Origin of the sequence: Cellulomonas humilata, from assembly GCF_013359775.1 — a bacterium.
Lineage (GTDB): Bacteria > Actinomycetota > Actinomycetes > Actinomycetales > Cellulomonadaceae > Cellulomonas > Cellulomonas humilata.
This window is the reverse complement of sequence record NZ_JABMCI010000043.1, coordinates 62,755-78,141: the sequence shown is the minus strand read 5'-3', so window position 1 is coordinate 78,141 and position 15,387 is coordinate 62,755. Positions and strand designations below refer to the sequence as shown.

Below are 15,387 nucleotides of genomic sequence, written 5' to 3'. Positions count from 1 at the left end.
GCAGGATCCGGGTGCGTTGGAGGCCGAGCATGAGGTGCAGCGTCGGGAGCGGTTCTTCTCGTTGTCGGCTCAGCCGGGTGGGGTGTTCTTGAAGGGTCGCCTGGACCGGGTCGCCGGGGAAACCCTGCGGGTCGCGTTGGATGCGATGGGCCAGTACGGCGACCAGACCCGCTCCCCGGGGCAGGCCGCGGCGGACGCGTTGGCGATGCTGGCCGAAGGCGCGTGCGCCGGGGCGCGGCCCACGGCCGCGCGCGGCGGGGTTGGCTCCCCGTCCGGGCTTGCGGCCGACGCGGGCGTACAGCCGGCCGGTGGTGACCGAGGCGGCACCCCCGGGGCTGTGAGTCGCCCGCACCTGTCCCTGCTCGTGCCCGTCGAGACCATCGCGGAGCTGCTCGCCCACCAGCGGGCCGGGGCGGACGTGGCCTGTGCACCGGTCGCGCTGCCCTGGGGGGCGGTGGCACCCGCGACCCTGGAGGACGGCACCCCGGTGGCGATGTCGGAGTTGGCCCGGGTGTTGTGCGAGGCGGACATCACCCGGATGGTCATGTCCGCCGAGAGCCTCCCCTTGGATGTCGGACGGACCAAGCGGTTGTTCACTCCCGCGCAACGGCGGGCCGCGGTGGTGCGGGACGGGCAGTGCACCTGGAACGGGTGTGAGCAGCATGCCTCGCGCTGCGAGGTGCACCACATCCGCTGGTGGGACCGCGATTCCGGTGCCACCTCGTTGAGCAACGCGGCCTTGTTGTGCAAGCACCACCACTCCGAGGTGCACCGACTCAACCTGAGCATCGCCCGCCTGGAGAAACCCCCGGGGTGGACCCGCCGCCAGCGCGCCAAGGCAGAACTCCGTGAATCGACGAGTGCGGTTGGTGCGATGGGTGCGACGGGTGCGACGGTTCTCGCGCCCACCACCGGACGCACACCCCTGCGCTACGTGTTCCGCAACCACCGCGGACACACCGTCAACGCCCCCGATGGACACCCACCCGACCGCTGACAGCGATCGTCGCACCGCAGACTCAATGTCGGGCGGTCCTCAATGTCGGTCGGTCGGTCCTGGAATGGAGCGGGGAGTCGCAGTCCACCCGGGCTCGCGCGGCAGTCCGTGCGGTGGCCCGGAGCGGCGGACCACGGTCGGTGAACTCTGAGCCATCGATGGCTCGCGTTACGACGTGACGGCGGCTGTTGCTCGGTCCGACAGGCGGCGCATCGCGTCGGACAGGTCAGCGGGGCCGATGACGCGGAGCGGCACGCCGAACATGGCGAACCGGGCGGCCACCCCGTCCCACGACCAGGCGCTGAGCGCGACGCGGCTGCGGTCGGGTCCGAGCGGTTCCACGAGGGCATCCCGGCCTGCCCACAGGGCGACCTCCGTCGCGGCCATGGCGACCTCCGCCTCGCCGCGGCACGGCCACGGGGTGGAGCCGGCGAACCGCTCGGCGACGAAGGCGGTGACGTCGGCCGCGGGAAGCGCGCGCGGGGCGAACCGGGGTCCGGACCCGGACTTGGGCGTCAGCCGGTCGACCCGGAACGTGCGCCAGTCGGCCCGGTCCAGGTCGTAGCCGACGAGATACCACCGGCCGCCCCAGGTGACCAGGTGATGGGCCTCCGCGCGGCGCGCAGGCCGTGCCCCGGCGTCGGTCCCGCCCTCGTAGTCGAACCGGAGGACCTCACGGGCGCGGACCGCGGCGCCGACGGCCAGGAGCACGTGCTGGTCGACCTCGGGCCGGTCGCCGCGACGGGTGACGGCGGTGACCTGCAGGGCGTCGGCCGCCGTGCGCAGTCGCGCCGGCATGACGTGACGGAGCGTCGCGAGCGCCCGGACTGCCGCCTCGTCGACCCCTGCGACCCCGGTGGACGCGGTCTGGAGGGCGACGACCAGGGCCACGGCCTGCTCGTCGTCCAGCAGGAGCGGCGGCATCTGGGTGCCCGCGTCGAGCCGGTACCCGCCGTCCGGACCCTTGCTGGCGTGCACGGGGTAGCCGAGCTCGCGCAGCCGGTCGACGTCCCGTCGGACGGTCCGCGGGCTCACGCCGAGCCGGTCGGCCAGCACGCCACCGGGCCAGTCCCGTCGCGCCTGGAGCAGCGACAGCAGCGAGAGGAGTCGGGAGGACGGCGTCGACATGTCCCCAGGATGCCATCGGTAGCGGACAGGACCTGGCCGCTTCTGGCGCCATGGTGGTGCGGTACCCATCCAACGGAGGAGAACCCATGATCCACACGAGAGGGCTCACCAAGGACTTCGTGCTGAGCCGCACCGAGACCGTCCACGCCGTGCGCGGCGTCGACCTCGACATCGCGCCCGGCGAGCTCGTCGCGGTGCTCGGGCCCAACGGAGCCGGCAAGACCACGACGATGCGGATGCTCACCACGCTCACCCGTCCGACGTCCGGGACCGCGACCGTGGCGGGCGTCGACGTCACGACCGACCCGGCGACGGTCCGGCGGCACATCGGCTACGTCGGGCAGGGCAACGGCGCGGGCCATCAGCAGCGCGCCGCCGACGAGCTGACCATGCAGGGCCAGGTGTACGGCCTCGACCGGACGGCGGCCCGGCGTCGGACCGGCGAGCTGCTCGAGGCCCTGGACCTCACGACCCTCGCCCGGCGCAAGGTGGGCGACCTGTCCGGGGGCCAGCGGCGTCGTCTCGACGTCGCGCTCGGGCTGGTGCACGCCCCGCAGCTGCTGTTCCTGGACGAGCCGACCACGGGCCTGGACCCGCACAACCGCGCCAACCTCTGGGAGCACATCGCCCGGCTGCGCGCCGAGCACGACATGACGATCGTGCTCACCACCCACTACCTCGACGAGGCCGACACCATGGCCGAGCGCGTCGTGGTGGTCGACCACGGCCAGGTCATCGCCGACGACACCGCGGACGGGCTCAAGCGCACCCTCGCGGGCGACCGCGTGGTGCTCACCGTGGCGGTCGACGGAACGGCCGGTCGGGTCGCGACGATCGTCGGGGCGCTGCCAGGCGCCCGGGACGTGACCGTCGAGGGAGCGCGGATCGAGGCGCGCGTCGCCGATGCCGCGTCCGCGGTGCCCGAGCTGGTGCTGGCGGCATCCGCCGCCGGGGCGCCGCTGCTCGAGGCGCTCGCCGTGCGGCCCACGCTCGACGACGTGTTCCTGGCCCTCACGGGCCGCAGCCTGCGCGACGACGGTCCGCAGACGAGCGACAGCACCGACGACGCCACGCAGGAGGCAGCAGCATGAGCACGATCACCGCCACCCGCCCGAGCACCGCCACGACGACGACCCGCCGGTCCTGGCTCGCGGACGTCTGGCTCGTCATGACCCGCGAGCTGCGCCCGGTGGCCCGCGAGCCGTTCTCCGTGGTCTTCGGGCTGATCCAGCCGCTTGTCTTCCTCGGCCTGTTCGGGCCGCTCCTGGCCGGGTCGGTGGGTGCGTCCGCGGGCTTCGAGGGGGCCGACGTCTGGCAGTGGTTCGTGCCCGCGATCCTGGTGATGACCACGCTGTTCGGCACGTCGACCACGGGATCGAACCTCCAGTTCGAGATGCAGACCGGCGCGCACGAGCGCCTGCTGGTCACGCCGCTGTCCCGGTCGTCGCAGCTGGTCGGCCGCTCCCTGAAGGAGATGGTCCCGCTGGTCGCGCAGGCCGTCATCCTCATCCTCGTGATGCTGCCGTTCGGGTTCCGCGCCGACCCGGTCGGGGGTCCGCTCGGACTGGCCATGCTCGCCGTGCTCGGCGTCGGCCTGGGCTCGCTCAGCTACGCGCTGGCGATCGCGGTGCGCAAGCAGGAGTGGATGTTCTGGGCGGTGCAGCAGACGGTCCTGTTCCCGCTGCTCATCCTGTCCGGCATGCTCCTGCCGCTGGAGACCGGCCCGCAGTGGATGAAGGTCGCCTCCGCGTTCGACCCGCTGCGGTGGGTGGTCGAGGCCGAGCGGGCCCTGTTCGCCGGGGACCTGACCAGCAGCGCCGTGGCGGCCGGTTGGCTCGCGGCGGTCCTGACGGCGGCGGTCGGGCTGGCGGTCGGGGTCCGCACACTGCTGCGCAGTACCGACTGACCGCATGTCACATTTCCCGCCGGTCGCGCGTCTACTCCCTGAGAGCGCGCGACCGGCGGGCGATGTCAGTGGGTGGGGGAATGATGGCGGCCATGACGGTCCAGGACGACGTGACGCGGGACCTCGAGCTACTCGAGGAGGTGCGCGTGGTGCACACGGTCGTGCCCTCGCCCCTGGGGCCGATCACGTTGGTCGCCCACGACGGCGGCCTCTCGGCGCTCCTGCTGCCGGACTCCAAGTACGAGGCCGTGCAGGGCCCGTTCGGCGAGCGGGCGGACGACGAGTTCGAGCAGGTGCAGACCCAGCTCGACGAGTACTTCGCGGGGACGCGCACGCAGTTCGACCTCCCGCTGCACCTGATCGGGACGGCGTTCCAGCGTCGGGTGTGGGAGGGGCTGCTGCGCATCCCGTACGGGCACACCTGGTCGTACGGGGACCTGGCTGCGGAGATCGGGCTGGACCCGCGGACGTCGTCGCGCGCCGTCGGTGCGGCCAACGGGCGCAACCGGATCGCGATCGTCGTGCCCTGCCACCGGGTCATCGGTGCGGACGGGTCCCTCACCGGGTTCGCCGCCGGGCTGGACCGCAAGCGGTTCCTGCTCGGACACGAGGCCAAGGGACGCCCGCGCGAGCACCTGCTGTTCTGACGCAACCCGCCCGGTCTGGGCGTGGTCGCGGCACGTCGGCGGTGGCAGCATGAGGGCCATGGCGCTCGTCCGGTACGTGGCGGCCGCCGCCGAGGCCGCCGGCACCGCCGCCGAGCAGGTGCCCGCCTCGACGGTCGGTGAGCTGCGGGCGCAGGTGCTCACCCGGCACGGCGGCGAGCTGGCACAGCTGATCGGTCGGTGCTCGTTCGTCGTCGACGGTGTCACGTCCGACGACGGCGCGGTGCTGGGGCCGAGCGACGTCGTCGACGTGGTCCCCGGCCTCTGACCCGGGATCCACGATGCGGGCGCGAGCAACTGGTGCGAGCGTGTGCGCATGAGAGTCGTCGTGGTCGGAGCGAGTGGGAACGTCGGCACGGCGCTGCTCCGGCGATTCGCCGACGACCCCACGGTCACGTCGGTGGTCGGGGTTGCCCGGCGCGTTCCCCGGCGCCCGCCGCCGGCGCCCTACGCCGTCGCCTCGTGGGTCGCGTGCGACGTCGCCGCGCCGTCCGCGGTGGACGTCCTGGTCCCGGCGTTCGCCGGTGCCGACGCCGTCGTGCACCTCGCGTGGGCCATCCAGCCCAGCCATGACCGCCGCCGGCTGCACGACGTGAACGTGTCCGGCACCCGCCACGTCCTGGACGCAGCCCGGCGCGCAGGCGTGCCGCACGTGGTCGTCGCGTCGAGCGTCGGCGCGTACTCGCCTGCTCCCGACGATGCCCCGCGCGCCGAGGGCTGGGCGACCGACGGGGTGCGGTCGTCGTCGTACAGCGTGGACAAGGCCGCGGTGGAGCGGACGCTCGACGAGTTCGAGGCGGCGCACCCGGCACTCGCGATCGCCCGCGTGAGGCCGGCGCTCGTGTTCCAGCGCGGGGCCGGGCACGAGATCTCGCGGTACTTCCTCGGACCGTGGGCGCCCAAGCGGGCCGTCGCCGGGCACCTTGCCGTCCTGCCGTGGCCGGCGGGTCTGCGGCTCCAGGCGGTGCACGCGGACGACGTCGCGGCCGCGTACCGGGAGGCGATCGTCCGTCGCGTGAAGGGGCCCTTCAACGTGGCCGCACCGGACGTGCTCCGCGGGCAGGACGTCGCCGACATCGTGTCGCGCGGGCGGCTGCGCGAGGTCGGCGCCCGGGAGGCTCGTGGGCTCCTCGCGGCCGCCTGGCACGCGCGGGCGGTGCCCGTCGGCCCGGGCTGGTTGGACATGGCCCTGTCCGCGCCGCTGCTCGACACGTCGCGCGCCGAGCGGGAGCTCGACTGGCGGCCCGCGTGGTCGGCCCTCGACACCCTCCGGGACATGGTGGCGGGGATCGCCGCCGGGTCGGGGACCGCGAGCCCGCCCCTGCGGTCGCGGCGGCTGTGAGCGCACTGGCATCCTCGACGGCATGACCGACGACATCTCCGAGGACCGTCACGTCTACGGCCGCGCCGACGCCCCGATCACCGTCCTCGAGTTCGGTGACCTCGAGTGCCCGTACTGCCGCGCCGCCGCGCCCGCCCTGCGGCAGCTGGTCGACTCCTCCGACGGACAGGTGCGCCTGGTGTGGCGGCACTTCCCGCTGTTCGAGGTGCACCCGTCTGCCCTCTCGGCAGCGCTGGCGGCGGAGGCGGCGGGTGCCCACGGGAAGTTCTGGGACATGCACGACGAGCTGTTCAGCCACCAGGACCGGCTGGCCGACCAGGACCTGCGGGCTGCCGCCCAGAAGCTCGGGCTCGATCCCGACGAGGTGGCGGGCGACGGTGCTCAGGCCTACGCGCCCGCGATCTCCGCTGACTACTCCGGGGGCATCGAGGCCGGGGTGCGCGGGACGCCGACGGTGTTCGTCGGCGGCACGCGGTTCCACGGCAAGGTGACGCTGGACCGGCTGCGCGAGGCCGTCGAGGCGGCCCGATGAGGACCGCGTTGGTGACGGGCGCCGGCCGCGGCATCGGCCGGGGGATCGCGCTCGGCCTGGCTCGGGCCGGGTACGCGGTCGCGCTGGTCGGCCGGACGCGGGCGCACCTCGACGCGGTCGCCGAGCAGATCGGTGAGGAGACCGGCGGCGACGTCTGCGTGGCCGCCGCGGACCTGATCGACGCCACGGCGGTCCTCGACGCGGTCGCGCGGGTGGAGGAGGAGCTCGGCGGGATCGGGCTGCTGGTGAACAACGCGGGCGTGATCGAGCGGGCCGAGGTGGCGTTCGTCGACGACGACGTCGAGGACTCCTGGCGCGTCATCGAGGCGAACGTGCGCGGTCCGCTGCTGGTCACGCACGCCGTGCTGCCGGGGATGCTCGCGCGCGGCGACGGACGGGTGCTGAACCTGAACTCCGGCGCCGGGCACCGCGCGATGACCAGGTACACCGGCTACGCGATCAGCAAGGGTGCGCTCGCGCGGCTCACCACGCAGCTCGACGCGCAGTACCGCGACCAGGGGATCCGCGTGCTCGATCTCGCCCCCGGGCATGTGGAGACCGCGATGACCACCTCGATGCCGCTGCACGAGGGCCGGACCGAGTGGACGCCGGTCGAGGCCGTCGCGGAGCTGGTCCGGGCGTTCGGCGACGGGGAGCTCGACGCGCTGTCGGGCCGGTTCGTGCGCGCCGGGACGGACACCGTGGACTCGCTGCGCGCGGCGACCCCGCAGATCCTGGCCACCGACGCGCGCACGCTCCGGCTGGGTGCGTACGGCGACGAGGACCCGGTGGCCTGATGGAACCGATCCGCCACCAGCTCGTCGTCCCCTGCACCCCGGTGGAGGCGTTCGACGCCTGGGTCGAGGACATCGGGCAGTGGTGGCACCCGGACTACACGCCCGACCCAGCCGGGTTCCGCGGAGCCGGGATCGAGGCGCGGGTGGGCGGTCGCGTCTACCTGGTCGACGCCACGCTCGGCGAGGTCGAGTGGGGCCGCGTGCTGGCGATCGCTCGCGGCGCGCTCGTCGTGCACAGCTCGACGCTCGGGCAGGATCCCGCGCACCCGAGCCGGGTCTCCGTCCAGTTCGTGCCCCTCGACGAGGGCGGGACGCGCATCGAGTTCGCCCACGAGGGCTGGGACGAGAGCAACGCGCAGTTCCGGCACAAGTTCACCGACTGGCCGTTGATCCTCGCGCGCTACGCACAGTTCGTCGGACCGTGACCGGGCTCGGTGCGGGCGTGTCACCCGACCCGGGGACCACCGGTGTCGAGGTGTCGCCCGCCCCCGGCGAGACGCCGCTCCAGCCGACGCCGACGCCGACCACCACCGACGCACCCGCCACCCCCGTGCCCGAGCCGACGGAGGTCGTCACGCCCACCGAGGCGACGACCACGGAGCCGGTGCCGACCGCGACCGAGGCGCCGTCGCAGGAGCCGGCACCGGTGCCCACCGAGACCGTCGTCGTCGAGGTGCCGTGGACCGTGGATCCCGCGGTCACCAGCTCGACGATCCCGCTCGGGGCGATCATCACTGCCGTGCTGGTCCTCGTCGCCGCGGCGACCGCCGTGGCGCTGCTCTTCCGGCGCAACCGCACGCTCCGGCCGACGGGGGTGGCAGCGTCGGCCGCTCTCGAACCGGCCGCCACGACCACCGAGATCGGTGTGCTGGACGATTCGCACGCCGTCGCGCTCCCGACCGAGCCGTCCGCCGACACCGTGGCGACCGTCCGGTTCCTCATGGTGCTCGGCGAGGCGATGATCGACTCGAGCGCTCCGGTGGTCCAGGTGACCCGGACGCTCGAGCGGGTCGCGGCGATCAACGGCGCACCGGACGTCGAGGTCATCGCGCTGCCGACCGCGCTGCTCGTCTCGGTCCCGGGGCGGACGTCGATGCAGACCGCGGCGTCGTCGGCGGGCTGGCGACAGCTGCGCCTGCACCAGGTCCAGGACGTGCTCGGCGTCGCCGACGAGGCGGAGTCCGGCGGCATCGACCCGGACGACGGTGCGGCCCGGATCCAGGCGGCCGTGTCCGCTCCGCCCCTGTACAGCGGCCCCGTCCGCATCCTGGGGTACGTCGGCGTCTGCGCGGGGCTCGCGATGATCCTCGGCGGCAGCCTGGTGGACGTCCTCGTCGCGTCGGTGCTCGGTGCGGCGATCGCCGGGCTGCAGGTCGCCACGGTGCGCCTGCCCGCGGCGTACCAGGCGCTCGTGGTGCTCAGCTGCGCGTTCGTCGTCGCCGCCGCGGTGTTCCTGATCTCCCGGACGGGGATCGACGTCGGCACGCTCGTGCCGCTGGTGGCGCCCCTGGTCACGTTCCTGCCCGGGGCCCTGCTCACCACCGCGGCGATCGACCTGGCCACCCGGCAGATGATCGCGGGAGCCGCACGCCTCGCCGCCGGGACCATGCAGCTGGTCCTCCTGGCCCTGGGCATCACGGGGGCCGCCGCGCTGGTCGGCGTCCCCGCGTCCGAGCTCGGCTCCGCGGCGTCCCAGCCGCTCGGGTGGGCCGGACCGTGGCTCGGGGTGCTCGTCTTCGGCACGGGCGTGGTGTTCCACCACTGCGCCCGACGCCCCGCGCTCCCGTGGATCCTCCTCGTGCTCGTCGTCGCGTACGCCGGGCAGGTGGTGGGCGGACTGTTCTTCGGCGGCGTGTTCTCCGCGTTCATCGGGGCGGTGCTCATGACGCCGGTCGCGATGTTCGCCGCCACCCGTCCGACCGGCCCGCCCGCGCTGGTCGGGTTCCTGCCCGGCTTCTGGCTGCTGGTGCCCGGAGCGCTCGGGCTCGTCGGGGTGACCTCCATCCTCGGGGAGGACGCCCAGGCGCTGAACACCGTGGTGACAGCCGGGACGACGATGGTCGCGATCTCGCTGGGGGTGCTCGCGGGGATCGCGCTCGGGTCCGCCGTCGGGCGGCGCGTGGGGCTGGCGGTCACCCGGTTCTGACGGGTCCGCTACGCGTGCACGACGGAACCCTCCGCGGTGATCTCGTCGGCGTCGGCGTCGTCGAACCAGCGACCCTGCTCACCGAGGTAGCGGAACCTGATGGTCGAGCCCACCGGGACGGTGACGGACGTGCTCATCGTGCCGTTCGAGCGTCGACGCAGCGGGTGCAGCCCGGGCGTCCAGCCGTTGAACGTGCCGACGACGCTGGTCGCTCCGGCGAGCGCGGTCGTCGGCAGCGAGAACGTGATCGTGCAGGTGGCGGACGCGGTGGGACGGGACTTCTTGAGCACGGGCGGGTCCACTCCTCTTCGGGGCGACTGGGGGACACCGCGCATCGTGGCGTGGTCATGTTCCGGGCGGGCTACGGCACGATGAGCACGACGTGACGAGCCGTCGACCGTGCCGCGTGTCGGCAGGTCAGCCGACCGGAGCCCGCCACGGCAGTGGGGGCAGGGGCGGCGGGGCGTCGCTGAGCGGGGAGCAGAGCGGCAACTTCTCCCCGAGCCAGCGCAGCAGGATCGACCCGAGCACCGCGGCGGTGAGCGACCCGGCGAGGATGCCGATCTTCGCGTTCTCCAGGTGCGCGGCGTCGTCGAACGCGAGCTCGGCGATGAACAGCGAGATCGTGAACCCGATGCCGGCCAGCACCGCGCCGCCGAGCAGGTGGCCCCAGCGCACGCGGCCGGGCAGCTCGCCGAGCCCGAGCCGGATGGCGAGGGTGGCCGCGCCGGTGATGCCGAGGGCGTTGCCGAGCACGAGGGCCACGGCGACCCCGATGGCCAGGCGGGACTGTGCCGCGGCCTGGAGCGACTCCAGGTCCAGCCGGATGCCGGCGTTGGCCAGGCCGAACAGGGGCACCACGACGAACGCGCTCCACGGGTGCAGGATCCGCTGGAGCCGGTCGCTCGTCGGCACGGCGGCGCGTGCGGCCAGCTCGGCGAGGTGCTCGCGCTCGGCGGTGGCGTCGTCGATGAGCTTGCGGCCGTACCCGGCCACCTCGTCGATGGTCTGCTGGTCCGGCGGCCGGGCGGGGACGAGCAGGCCGATGATCACGCCGGCCAGGGTGGCGTGCACGCCTGACGCCTGCACGGCGAACCAGAGCGCGATCCCCGCGAGCACGTAGGGGGCCAGCTGCCACACCTTCAGCCAGCGCAGCATGAGGATCCCGACCACGATCCCGGCGGCGATCGCGAGCGCGGCCATGTCGACCTCGTCGGTGTAGAAGATCGACATCACCGTGATCGCGCCGATGTCGTCGACGATCGCGAGCGTGAGCAGGAAGAGGCGCAGGCGGTCGGGGCACTTGGGGCCGAACAGCGCGAGGATGCCGACGAGGAACGCGGTGTCCGTCGACATCACGACGCCCCACCCGTGCGCGGCGTCGGTGCCGCCGTTGAACGCCAGGTAGATCAGCACCGGGACCAGCAGGCCGCCCAGGGCTCCGAGGGCGGGGACCGCCACGGTCCGCTTGTCGCGCAGCTCGCCGGTGGTGGCCTCGCGGCTGATCTCGAGGCCGACGACCGCGAAGAAGATGGCCATGGCGGCGTCGTTGACCCAGTGGTGCAGATCCAGGTCGATGCCCCAGGTCCCGAGGTGGAATCCGGCGGACGTGTGCCAGAGGGACTCGTACGAGTCGGCGAACGGGGAGTTGACCCAGAGCAGGGCGACGACGGTGGCGGCCAGCAGGTAGACGGCGCTGCCGGCCTCGTTGGTCAGGAAGTCCTTGAGCGACGGCTGCAGGCCGGGCAGGGAGACCCGCAGGGAGGGGCCGGGGGAGGTCGAGGTCGTCGACATGCGGATCAACGTCGCAGGTGATCGGCCCGGACGCAACGGGCGTTCGCCCTCGGCGTCAGATGTACTTCTCGGGGTCTCCGAGCAGCTTGGCCACGTGGTTCGGCACGTACGTGGACAGCTCGCGCGACGGCCGCTCGTACCCGGTCGACGCGGACGGTCGGCCCGGGAGCTTCACCTTGTCGTGCGGGACGTCCTTGTAGGGGATGGTGGAGAGCAGGTGGCTGATCATATTGAGCCTCGCGTGCTTCTTGATGTCCGACTCGACGACGAACCACGGGCTGCCGACCGTGTCGGTGTGCACCATCATCTCGTCCTTGGCCTTGGAGTACGCCTCCCACCGGCTGATCGACTCGAGGTCCATCGGGCTCAGCTTCCACTGCCGCAGCGGGTCGTTCAGCCGTGACCGGAACCGCTTGAGCTGCTCCTTGTCGGACACGGAGAACCAGTACTTGCGCAGCAGGATCCCGTCCTCGATGAGCATCTGCTCGAAGACCGGCGTCTGGCGCATGAACCGGTCGTACTCCTCCGGCGTGCAGAAGCCCATGACCTTCTCCACCCCCGCGCGGTTGTACCAGGAGCGGTCGAACAGGACGACCTCGCCCGCGGTGGGCAGCTGCGCCACGTAGCGCTGGTAGTACCACTGCCCCTTCTCCCGCTCGGTGGGGGTGGGCAGGGCGGCGATGCGCACGATGCGGGGGCTGAGGTACTCCGCGATGCGCTTGATCGTGCCGCCCTTGCCGGCGGCGTCGCGACCCTCGAACACCACGACGATCCGGGCGCCCGTCTCCTTGGCCCACAGCTGCACTCGCACCAGCTCGGCCTGGAGGCGGGACAGCTCCGCCTCGTAGACGTCGTTCGGGACCTTGTCCTGGTGCTTCTTGCCGGACTTCTTCGCCATGCCCGGACGCTACCGGCCGGGATGGACTTCCGCCCGAGTTCCGCATCTGAGGAGTCCGTGCACCTGGACAGGCGCATCTGCGGCACTATCCTGCCTCCGTGAGCGACTACCGGATCAGCGAGGCCGCCCAGCTGCTGGGGGTGAGCGACGACACCGTGCGCCGCTGGGTCGAGTCGGGTGCCCTGGAGGCGCGGACGGACCACGCCGGGCGGAGCGTCGTCGGTGGGGTCGAGCTGGCTGCGCTGGCCGTCGAGCGGGCCCGGACGCCCGAGGACCCGGCCGCCGGCTCGAGCTCCGCGCGCAACCGTCTCACCGGCCTGGTCACCCGGATCCTGTCCGACACCGTGATGTCGCAGGTCGAGCTCCAGGCTGGCCCGTTCCGGCTGGTGTCCCTCATGTCGACCGAGGCGGTGCGCGACCTCGGGCTCGAGGTCGGCTCGCGCGCGACCGCGGTCGTGAAGGCCACGAACGTGCTCGTCGAGACCCCTCGATGAGGGCGCGTGCCCTCGTCGGCGCGGCGGCGGTCCTGCTGGCCCTGACCGCGTGCTCGACAAAGTCACCCGCGTCGCAGGCGCCGACCGGGCTCACCGGGGAGCTCACGGTGTTCGCCGCGGCCTCGCTCCAGGGGGCGTTCGACGAGCTCGCCGCCGAGCTCGCGCAGCAGAACCCCGGGATCACGGTCAACCCGGTCACGTACGACGGGTCCTCCACGCTGGCGACGCAGCTGGTCGGCGGGGCGTCGGCGGACGTCTTCGCGTCTGCCGACGAAGCGACCATGGCCGAGGTCGTCGGCGAGGAGGAGTCCACGGTCTTCGCGACGAACACCGTGGAGATCGTCGTCGCGCCGGGCAACCCGCTGGGGATCTCCTCGCTGGCCGACCTCGCGGCGCTGTCGTCATCGGGCGGCAAGGTCATCCTGTGCGCAGCCGAGGTGCCGTGCGGCTCGGCGTCGCACACGGTCCTGGACGGCACCGGCCTGACCCTCACACCGGTCAGCGAGGAGCAGAACGTCAAGGCCGTGCTCACCAAGGTGCAGACCGGCGACGCCGACGCCGGCCTGGTGTACCGGACGGACGTGCTGGCGGCCGGAGACACGGTCGAGGGCGTCGAGTTCCCGGAGAGCGCGTCGGCGGTGAACGCCTACCCGATCGTGGCCCTCACGCGGACCGACGCGGCGCAGGCGTTCGTCGACCTGGTGCTCTCCGACGAGGGGCAGCGGATCCTGGCGGAGCACGGGTTCACCGCACCGTGACCCGCGAGCGCGCCGTCGGCGTCCCCGGCCTGCTCTGGCTGCCCGCGGCCCTAGCGGCCGGTCTGCTGGTGCTCCCGGTCGTCGCCCTGCTGGTGCGCGCGGACTGGAGGTCGCTGCCCGCCGACATCACCACGCCGTCGGCCCTCGACGCCCTGTGGCTGTCCCTGTCCACGTCCGTCGTCGCGACCGTCGTGTGCCTCGTGCTCGGCGTGCCCCTCGCCGTCGTGCTCGCGCGTGCGCACGGGTGGCCCGCCGACCTGCTCCGCGCCCTGGTCACGCTGCCGCTCGTCCTGCCCCCGACGGTCGGCGGCATCGCGCTGCTCTACCTGCTGGGCCGGCGCGGGCTGGTCGGGCAGACGCTCGACACGTGGTTCGGGATCAGCATCCCGTTCACGACGACGGCCGTGGTGATCGCCCAGGCGTTCGTCGCGATGCCGTTCCTGGTCCTGTCCGTCGAGGGGGCGCTGCGCACGGCGGGCACCCGGTTCGACGTCGTGGCCGCCAGCCTCGGGGCCGGTCGCTGGACCGTGCTGAGCCGGATCACCCTGCCGCTGGTCATGCCGGGGCTGGTCAGCGGGACGGTGCTCAGCTTCGCGCGGGCGCTCGGCGAGTTCGGTGCGACCGCGCTGTTCGCCGGCAACTCCCCGGGCGTCACGCAGACCATGCCGCTGGCCATCTACTCGGCGTTCAACGGTGCCGGGGTGACGCAGGGGACCGCCGTCGCGCTCTCACTGCTGCTCGTGTTCGCGGCGGTCGCGGTCCTGCTCGCGGCGCGGGCGTGGCGTCCGGGGCGTGCCGCATGACGTCGCTGCACGCCGAGGTCGCAGTCCGCCGGGGGGCCTTCGCGCTCGACGTGACGATCGCCGCGCACCCCGGGGAGATCGTCGGCGTGCTCGGCCCCAACGGTGCCGGCAAGTCCACGCTGCTCGCGGTACTGGCGGGGCACCTCGTCCCGTCGGCCGGTGTGGTGCGGGTGGGGGAGCGGACGCTCACCGCGGTCTGGGACCAGCGGGTCGAGTCGGCAGTCCGTCCGGAGCACCGGTCCGTCGGTCTGCTCGGTCAGGACCCGCTGGTGTTCCCGCACCTGAGCGCGCGGGAGAACGTGGCGTTCGGTCCGCGGGCGACGGGGACGTCGGCGGCGCGGGCCCGAGTGGTGGCCGACGAGTGGCTGGCGGCGGTGGGGCTGGCCGGGTTGGCCGACCGGCGTCCCGACGCCCTCTCCGGCGGGCAGCGGCAGCGGGTCGCGCTCGCCCGGGCGCTCGCGGCCGAGCCGGCCGTGCTGCTGCTCGACGAGCCGTTCGCCCAGCTGGACGTGCGGACCGCCGCCGAGCTGCGCGAGCTGGTCCGGGAACAGGTGCGCCGGACCCGGACCGCCACGGTGCTGGTCACGCACGACGTGCTCGACGCCGTGACGCTCGCCGACCGGGTCGTCGTACTGCACGACGGTCAGGTGGTCGAGCAGGGCCGGCCGCTCGACGTGCTCACCGACCCGGTGCACCCGTTCACCGCCGCACTGGCGGGGGTCAACCTCGTCGTCGGGACGCTCGTCGCCCTGCCCGACGGGTCCACGGCGCTCGCCGGCCCGGACGGCGTCGTCGTCCCGTGCGCGTCGCAGCGACCGGGTGGACGTGCCCAGGTGACCTTCTCCCCGTCGGCCGTCACGATCGGTGACGGCTGGTCTGCAACTGTCGTCGACCTCGAGCCCGGGACCACCGGCGTGCGCCTGCGGACCTCGGGTGACGTGCTCGTGGACCTGCCGCCCGCGCAGGTCGCGCAGCTGGGTCTGCACGTCGGTGCGCAGGTGCGTCTGAGCGTCCCCGCCGAGCACGTGCGGGTGCGTCCGCTCACCTGATCTCACAGGCCCCCGCGGCAACCGGTGCGCGAAAAGAACCGTGCGCGCAACCGAGCGGACAGGTCGGTCGAAACATCC

18 protein-coding genes are annotated in these 15,387 nt (G+C 73.3%); 14 read left to right on the top strand and 4 right to left on the bottom strand.

From position 1 onward, the window contains the following. The coding region (locus tag HP550_RS03300) for an HNH endonuclease (RefSeq protein ID WP_175346171.1) at positions 1–997 on the top strand (997 nt) is incomplete at its 5' end. 168 nt (positions 998–1,165) lie between these two features. Here the strand turns inward: HP550_RS03300 and HP550_RS03295 are convergent. Then, positions 1,166–2,125, bottom strand: a complete 960-nt coding sequence (locus HP550_RS03295; RefSeq protein WP_175346170.1) for a helix-turn-helix transcriptional regulator — start codon at positions 2,123–2,125, stop codon at positions 1,166–1,168. Between the two features lie 86 nt (positions 2,126–2,211). On the opposite strand from HP550_RS03295, the gene HP550_RS03290 reads away from it, so the two are divergent. The 9 genes from HP550_RS03290 to HP550_RS03250 all read left to right on the top strand — a co-directional run bounded on the left by HP550_RS03290 (position 2,212) and on the right by HP550_RS03250 (position 9,513). Further along, positions 2,212–3,216: an ATP-binding cassette domain-containing protein gene (locus HP550_RS03290; RefSeq protein WP_175346169.1), complete on the top strand. Its 1,005-nt coding sequence runs from the start codon at positions 2,212–2,214 to the stop codon at positions 3,214–3,216. After that, positions 3,213–4,031, top strand: a complete 819-nt coding sequence (locus HP550_RS03285; RefSeq protein WP_175346168.1) for an ABC transporter permease — start codon at positions 3,213–3,215, stop codon at positions 4,029–4,031. The genes HP550_RS03290 and HP550_RS03285 overlap by 4 nt, the downstream gene beginning before the upstream one ends. A 92-nt stretch (positions 4,032–4,123) precedes the next feature. After that, positions 4,124–4,678, top strand: a complete 555-nt coding sequence (locus HP550_RS03280; RefSeq protein ID WP_175346167.1) for a methylated-DNA--[protein]-cysteine S-methyltransferase — start codon at positions 4,124–4,126, stop codon at positions 4,676–4,678. 58 nt (positions 4,679–4,736) lie between these two features. Next, entirely contained in the window at positions 4,737–4,964 is a 228-nt protein-coding gene (locus HP550_RS03275) for a MoaD/ThiS family protein (protein ID WP_210767597.1), read from the top strand. Between the two features lie 48 nt (positions 4,965–5,012). Continuing rightward, complete coding sequence (locus HP550_RS03270) at positions 5,013–6,038, top strand: NAD-dependent epimerase/dehydratase family protein (protein WP_175346165.1); 1,026 nt, start codon at positions 5,013–5,015, stop codon at positions 6,036–6,038. 22 nt (positions 6,039–6,060) lie between these two features. Next, complete coding sequence (locus tag HP550_RS03265) at positions 6,061–6,570, top strand: DsbA family protein (protein WP_175346164.1); 510 nt, start codon at positions 6,061–6,063, stop codon at positions 6,568–6,570. Further along, positions 6,567–7,367: an SDR family NAD(P)-dependent oxidoreductase gene (locus HP550_RS03260; protein WP_175346163.1), complete on the top strand. Its 801-nt coding sequence runs from the start codon at positions 6,567–6,569 to the stop codon at positions 7,365–7,367. The genes HP550_RS03265 and HP550_RS03260 overlap by 4 nt, the downstream gene beginning before the upstream one ends. Continuing rightward, complete coding sequence (locus HP550_RS03255) at positions 7,367–7,792, top strand: SRPBCC domain-containing protein (protein ID WP_175346162.1); 426 nt, start codon at positions 7,367–7,369, stop codon at positions 7,790–7,792. The genes HP550_RS03260 and HP550_RS03255 overlap by 1 nt, the downstream gene beginning before the upstream one ends. Before the next feature lie 17 nt (positions 7,793–7,809). After that, positions 7,810–9,513, top strand: a complete 1,704-nt coding sequence (locus HP550_RS03250) for a threonine/serine exporter family protein (protein ID WP_175346161.1) — start codon at positions 7,810–7,812, stop codon at positions 9,511–9,513. 8 nt (positions 9,514–9,521) lie between these two features. Here HP550_RS03250 and HP550_RS03245 read toward each other — a convergent pair whose 3' ends face one another. The 3 genes from HP550_RS03245 to ppk2 all read right to left on the bottom strand — a co-directional run bounded on the left by HP550_RS03245 (position 9,522) and on the right by ppk2 (position 12,205). Beyond that, positions 9,522–9,803 carry an early set domain-containing protein gene (locus tag HP550_RS03245; RefSeq protein WP_175346160.1) on the bottom strand — a complete coding sequence of 94 codons (282 nt, stop codon included), beginning with the start codon at positions 9,801–9,803 and terminating at the stop codon, positions 9,522–9,524. A gap of 127 nt (positions 9,804–9,930) precedes the next feature. Further along, complete coding sequence (gene nhaA, locus HP550_RS03240; protein ID WP_175346159.1) at positions 9,931–11,307, bottom strand: Na+/H+ antiporter NhaA; 1,377 nt, start codon at positions 11,305–11,307, stop codon at positions 9,931–9,933. A 55-nt stretch (positions 11,308–11,362) separates the two neighbouring features. Continuing rightward, the gene (gene ppk2, locus HP550_RS03235) at positions 11,363–12,205 is read right to left on the bottom strand and encodes a polyphosphate kinase 2 (protein WP_175346158.1); all 843 of its coding nucleotides are present in this window, start codon (positions 12,203–12,205) and stop codon (positions 11,363–11,365) included. 98 nt (positions 12,206–12,303) lie between these two features. On the opposite strand from ppk2, the gene HP550_RS03230 reads away from it, so the two are divergent. Genes HP550_RS03230 through HP550_RS03215 form a run of 4 tightly spaced genes read left to right on the top strand, consistent with a single transcriptional unit; the run spans position 12,304 to position 15,309 of the window. Next, positions 12,304–12,699: a TOBE domain-containing protein gene (locus HP550_RS03230; protein ID WP_175346157.1), complete on the top strand. Its 396-nt coding sequence runs from the start codon at positions 12,304–12,306 to the stop codon at positions 12,697–12,699. Next, a complete protein-coding gene (gene modA / locus HP550_RS03225) occupies positions 12,696–13,457 on the top strand; it encodes a molybdate ABC transporter substrate-binding protein (RefSeq protein ID WP_175346156.1) in 762 nt (253 codons plus the stop codon). Before HP550_RS03230 ends, modA begins: the two co-directional genes overlap by 4 nt. Beyond that, a complete protein-coding gene (locus HP550_RS03220; RefSeq protein WP_175346155.1) occupies positions 13,454–14,260 on the top strand; it encodes an ABC transporter permease in 807 nt (268 codons plus the stop codon). The genes modA and HP550_RS03220 overlap by 4 nt, the downstream gene beginning before the upstream one ends. Then, the gene (locus tag HP550_RS03215) at positions 14,257–15,309 is read left to right on the top strand and encodes a sulfate/molybdate ABC transporter ATP-binding protein (protein ID WP_175346154.1); all 1,053 of its coding nucleotides are present in this window, start codon (positions 14,257–14,259) and stop codon (positions 15,307–15,309) included. The genes HP550_RS03220 and HP550_RS03215 overlap by 4 nt, the downstream gene beginning before the upstream one ends. The last annotated feature ends 78 nt before the right edge of the window (positions 15,310–15,387 follow it).